The organism is Bifidobacterium sp. H6bp9, from assembly GCF_032193695.1.
Lineage (GTDB): Bacteria > Actinomycetota > Actinomycetes > Actinomycetales > Bifidobacteriaceae > Bombiscardovia > Bombiscardovia kimbladii.
In genome coordinates this window covers 1-5,496 of record NZ_JASTZY010000012.1, presented here as the reverse complement: position 1 = coordinate 5,496, position 5,496 = coordinate 1, and the positions used below count along the sequence as shown (strand labels likewise).

The window sequence follows — 5,496 nt, the reverse complement described above, 5'->3', positions numbered from 1 at the left end:
TGTTGGTGTGGTGGTGGTTTGAGAACTCAAGAGCGTGTTTGTGCTACTTATAGCTTTTTGATTGCCAGTCCGATGCCCGCCCGGCTGTTGTCGGGTACGTGGGAGCGTTGTGAGGGGTGTCGGGGTTTTTCGTGGGTTGGTTTCCTCCTTATGGAAGCTGGCCCGTCAATTATTGATGTGGGCTGTTTCGGCCTTCTTCATGGTTTTTTGTGGAGGGTTTGATTCTGGCTCAGGATGAACGCTGGCGGCGTGCTTAACACATGCAAGTCGAACGGGATCCGCCAAGCTTGCTTGGCGGTGAGAGTGGCGAACGGGTGAGTAATGCGTGACCAACCTGCCCCATGCTTCGGAATAGCTCCTGGAAACGGGTGGTAATGCCGGATGCTCCGCGCTGTCGCATGATGGTGCGGGAAAGGGTTTACCGGCATGGGATGGGGTCGCGTCCTATCAGCTTGTTGGCGGGGTGATGGCCTGCCAAGGCTTCGACGGGTAGCCGGCCTGAGAGGGCGACCGGCCACATTGGGACTGAGATACGGCCCAGACTCCTACGGGAGGCAGCAGTGGGGAATATTGCACAATGGGCGAAAGCCTGATGCAGCGACGCCGCGTGCGGGATGACGGCCTTCGGGTTGTAAACCGCTTTTGATTGGGAGCAAGCGAGAGTGAGTGTACCTTTCGAATAAGCACCGGCTAACTACGTGCCAGCAGCCGCGGTAATACGTAGGGTGCAAGCGTTATCCGGATTTATTGGGCGTAAAGAGCTCGTAGGCGGTTCGTCGCGTCTGGTGTGAAAGTCCATCGCTTAACGGTGGATCGGCGCCGGGTACGGGCGGACTGGAGTGCGGTAGGGGAGACTGGAATTCCCGGTGTAACGGTGGAATGTGTAGATATCGGGAAGAACACCGATGGCGAAGGCAGGTCTCTGGGCCGTCACTGACGCTGAGGAGCGAAAGCGTGGGGAGCGAACAGGATTAGATACCCTGGTAGTCCACGCCGTAAACGGTGGATGCTGGATGTGGGGCCCGTTCCACGGGTTCCGTGTCGGAGCTAACGCGTTAAGCATCCCGCCTGGGGAGTACGGCCGCAAGGCTAAAACTCAAAGAAATTGACGGGGGCCCGCACAAGCGGCGGAGCATGCGGATTAATTCGATGCAACGCGAAGAACCTTACCTGGGCTTGACATGTGCCGGACGGCCGCGGAGACGCGGCTTCCCTTCGGGGCCGGTTCACAGGTGGTGCATGGTCGTCGTCAGCTCGTGTCGTGAGATGTTGGGTCAAGTCCCGCAACGAGCGCAACCCTCGCCTCGTGTTGCCAGCACGTTATGGTGGGAACTCACGGGGGACCGCCGGGGTTAACCCGGAGGAAGGTGGGGATGACGTCAGATCATCATGCCCCTTACGTCCAGGGCTTCACGCATGCTACAATGGCCGGTACAACGGGATGCGACATGGCGACATGGAGCGGATCCCTGAAAACCGGTCTCAGTTCGGATCGGAGCCTGCAACCCGGCTCCGTGAAGGCGGAGTCGCTAGTAATCGCGGATCAGCAACGCCGCGGTGAATGCGTTCCCGGGCCTTGTACACACCGCCCGTCAAGTCATGAAAGTGGGCAGCACCCGAAGCCGGTGGCCCAACCCGTTTGGGGGGGAGCCGTCTAAGGTGAGGTCCGCGATTGGGACTAAGTCGTAACAAGGTAGCCGTACCGGAAGGTGCGGCTGGATCACCTCCTTTCTACGGAGATATGAGTGAAATCCCCCGCCTGTTTATGGGTCGTGGGGTCGAGTCCATGGGTCCGGCCGGTTGGTCGGATGGCGTGGGCGTGCTGGCGTGGAACGGTCTTGAGGCTGTGGCATGGATGCGCTGTTGGGTTCCCGGACCGCCACCCTGGTGGGTGGTGTTCCTGCCGCCCGTCGGGTTCCTGCATGGGGTGTTGCCCTGTGGGGGTCTTGGCGGCGCGCTGGTGGCTTGAGAACTGGATAGTGGACGCGAGCGGATGGCTGGCTTTTCTGGCTGGCTGTCTGCTGTATTGTTTCGTCCGGGCCCATGCGAGTGGGTTCGGGTCGATCGTTTTGTGATCGTTTAGTGTGATGATTTGTCGTCTGGCAGTTCGCAGTTGTTGTTGTCGTGGCATGGCCTGTGGCCGTGTTGTCGGCAAGGGCGCATGGTGGATGCCTTGGCAGACAGGACCGATGAAGGACGCGTGGGGCCGCGATAGGCCTCGGGGAGCCGCCGACAGGGCTTTGATCCGAGGGTGTCCGAATGGGGTAACCCGCCGGCTGTTATGGGCCGGCACCGCATTCGTGCGGGGGGTACGCAGGGAAGTGAAACATCTCAGTACCTGCAGGAAAGGATATTCCGTGAGTAGTGGCGAGCGAAAGCGGATGATGGCCAAACCGGTGCCGTGTGAGACCCGTCGGGGGTTGCGGCATGGGTGTTGTGGGACTTGGCGTCCGGGCTCCGACGGGCCCGGCGGCAGTGATAAAGCGGCGTGTGAGGCGAACGGGATTGAATTCCCGGCCGTAGAGGGTGATGGCCCCGTAGCCGAAGGCGCGCCGCCTGCCGGTTCTTGTTCCCAAGTAGCGCGGGACTCGTGGAATCCCGTGTGAATCGGCCCCGACCGTGGGGTAAGCCTGAATATTCCTGTCTGACCGATAGCGTACGAGTACCGTGAGGGAAAGGTGAAAAGCACCCCGGGAGGGGAGTGAAAGAGTTTCTGAAACCGTGTGCCTACAATCCGTCGGAGCCTTTCGGGGTGACGGCGTGCCTATCGAAAAATGAGTCTGCGAGTCAGTGGTGCGTGGCGAGGCTAACCCGTGTGGGGCAGCCGTAGCGAAAGCGAGTCCGATAAGGGCGTTCCAGTCGCGTGTCCTGGACCCGAAGCGGGATGATCTAGCCCTGGGCAGGTTGAAGCGCGGGTAAGACCGCGTGGAGGACCGAACGGACCTGGGTTGAAAACCGGGCCGATGACCTGGGGCTAGGGGTGAAAGGCCAATCAAATTCCGTGATAGCTGGTTCTCTCCGAAATGCATTTCGGTGCAGCGTCGCGTGAGTGCCTCCATGGGGTAGAGCTACTGGATGCTTGAGGGCCCGTATCGGGTACCGACAGCAGCCAAACTCCGAATACGTGCGAGGTGTATCGCGGCAGTGAGTCGGCGGGGGATAAGCTCCGTCGTCGAGAGGGAGACAGCCCAGATCGTCGTCTAAGGTCCCTAAGCGCGTGCTAAGTGGGAAAGGATGTGGAGTCGCATAGACAGCCAGGAGGTTGGCTCAGAAGCAGCCATCCTTGAAAGAGTGCGTAACAGCTCACTGGTCTAGTGGTTCCGCGCCGATAATGTAGCGGGGCTCAAGCACGCCACCGAAGACGCGGCAGCGCAGTTTGCTGTGCTGGGTAGGAGAGCGTTCCGCATGGGGCGAAGCGGCGGCGTGAGCCGGCCGTGGACCGTGTGGAAGTGAGAATGCAGACATGAGTAGCGAGAGGCGGGTGAGAATCCCGCCCGCTGGATGACCAAGGGTTCCGGGGCCACGTTCGTCGTCCCCGGGTGAGTCGGGTCCTAAGGCGAGGCCGACAGGCGTAGTCGAATGGATGAAGGAGTCGATATTCTCCTACCGGCGTCAAGCCGTCCAATCCAAGACGCGGAAGCGTGCCCTTACCTGCCTCGGAGGCTGGTCTTCGGACCTGCCGATGTGGTGGGACCGGCGTGTGGATGCGTGGCGGGTAGCGCGGGAGTGACACGGAACGGGAGCCGGGCCGCGGTGGTGGTTATCCGTGGTCAAGCATGCGGCGCGTCGGGCAGGCAAATCCGCCCGGCATGAGCGCGAGGTGTGATGATGGGGGGCCTTGTGCCCCGAATCCGGTGTGCCGTTCCGTCGAGAAAAGCTTCGGCGTGAGGAGTGGCGCCGCCCGTACCCTAAACCGACACTGGTGGTCAGGTAGAGTATACCAAAGCGATCGAGCGAATCCTGGTCAAGGAACTCGGCAAATCACTCCCGTGCCTTCGGTATAAGGGAGGCCCCTGCCGGTGAGGCGCCTTGCGCGCGGAGCCGGTGGGGGCGGCACAGACCAGGGGGTAGCGACTGTTTACCAAAAACACAGGTGCATGCGAAGACGTAAGTCGCTGTATATGCACTGACGCCTGCCCGGTGCCGGAAGGTTAAGAGGATCCGTCATCCCTCTTCGGAGGGGGCAGCGGTGAATTCAAGCCCCGGTAAACGGCGGTGGTAACTATAACCATCCTAAGGTAGCGAAATTCCTTGTCGGGTAAGTTCCGACCTGCACGAATGGCGTAACGACTTCCCCACTGTCTCGACCAGGAGCTCGGCGAAATTGCAGTACGAGTAAAGATGCTCGTTAAGCGCAGAAGGACGAAAAGACCCCGGGACCTTTACTATACCTTGGTATTGGCGTTAGGTGCGGACTGTGTAGCATAGGCGGGAGGCTTCGAAGCGGGTGCGCCAGCATCCGTGGAGCCGGAATGTGAAATACCGCTCTGTCCTCATCTGGCCTCTAACCTCGGCCGGTCATCCCGGCCAGGGACAGTGCCTGGCGGGTAGTTTAACTGGGGCGGTTGCCTCCCAAAGAGTAACGGAGGCGCCCAAGGGTTCCCTCAGCCCGGTTGGCAATCGGGTGTTGAGTGCAATCGCACAAGGGAGCTTGACTGCGAGACCGACGGGTCGAGCAGGGACGAAAGTCGGAGATAGTGATCCGGTGCCGGCGTACGGACGCGGCATCGCTCAACGGATAAAAGGTACCCCGGGGATAACAGGCTGATCATCCCCAAGAGTCCATATCGACGGGATGGTTTGGCACCTCGATGTCGGCTCGTCGCATCCTGGGGCTGGAGCAGGTCCCAAGGGTTCGGCCGTTCGCCGATTAAAGCGGCACGCGAGCTGGGTTCAGAACGTCGTGAGACAGTTTGGTCTCTATCCTCTGCGCTCGTTGGAATCTTGAGGAGCCCTGCCCATAGTACGAGAGGACCTGGGTGGACGAACCTCTGGTATGCCGGTTGTCGCGCCAGCGGCACGGCCGGTTGGCTACGTTCGGATGGGATAACCGCTGAAAGCATCTAAGCGGGAAGCCCCCTCCAAGATAAGGATTCCATGAAGCCTTCGGGCTTCTGAAGACCCCATGCAGAACACATGGTCGATAGACCGGACGTGGACACCCCGCAAGGGGCGGAGCCGACCGGCACTAATGGTCGAAGACAACACCACACCCGCTCCCATGAGGGGCGGCGACATCAACCCGACTGCGAAACACATGCCTGCGGCAATGAACACGAACACGCACAGGCGATCAGACAATCGGAACACGCGTCCACCATCCGGTCCCCAAGCCGCCAGGAGACCCCGACCCGGCAGGGTCGGCAGAATTGAAGATTCGCGGCGGTCATGGCCTGGGGGAGACGCCCGGTCCCATTCCGAACCCGGAAGCTAAGACCCAGCACGGCAATGGTACTGCACCCGGAAGAGTGTGGGAGAGTAGCACACCGCCGCCAT

At 60.7% G+C, this 5,496-nt stretch carries 3 rRNA genes; all 3 read left to right on the top strand.

What is annotated here, in order from left to right:
- The first annotated feature begins 206 nt into the window (after positions 1–206).
- The 3 genes from QRX40_RS08595 to rrf all read left to right on the top strand — a co-directional run bounded on the left by QRX40_RS08595 (position 207) and on the right by rrf (position 5,495).
- Positions 207–1,731 (top strand): 16S ribosomal RNA (locus QRX40_RS08595).
- A 410-nt stretch (positions 1,732–2,141) separates the two neighbouring features.
- Positions 2,142–5,211 (top strand): 23S ribosomal RNA (locus QRX40_RS08590).
- Positions 5,212–5,378: 167 nt separating this feature from the next.
- Positions 5,379–5,495 (top strand): 5S ribosomal RNA (rrf, locus tag QRX40_RS08585).
- The 16S, 23S and 5S rRNA genes sit together here, the layout of an rRNA operon.
- Position 5,496 lies beyond the last annotated feature (1 nt).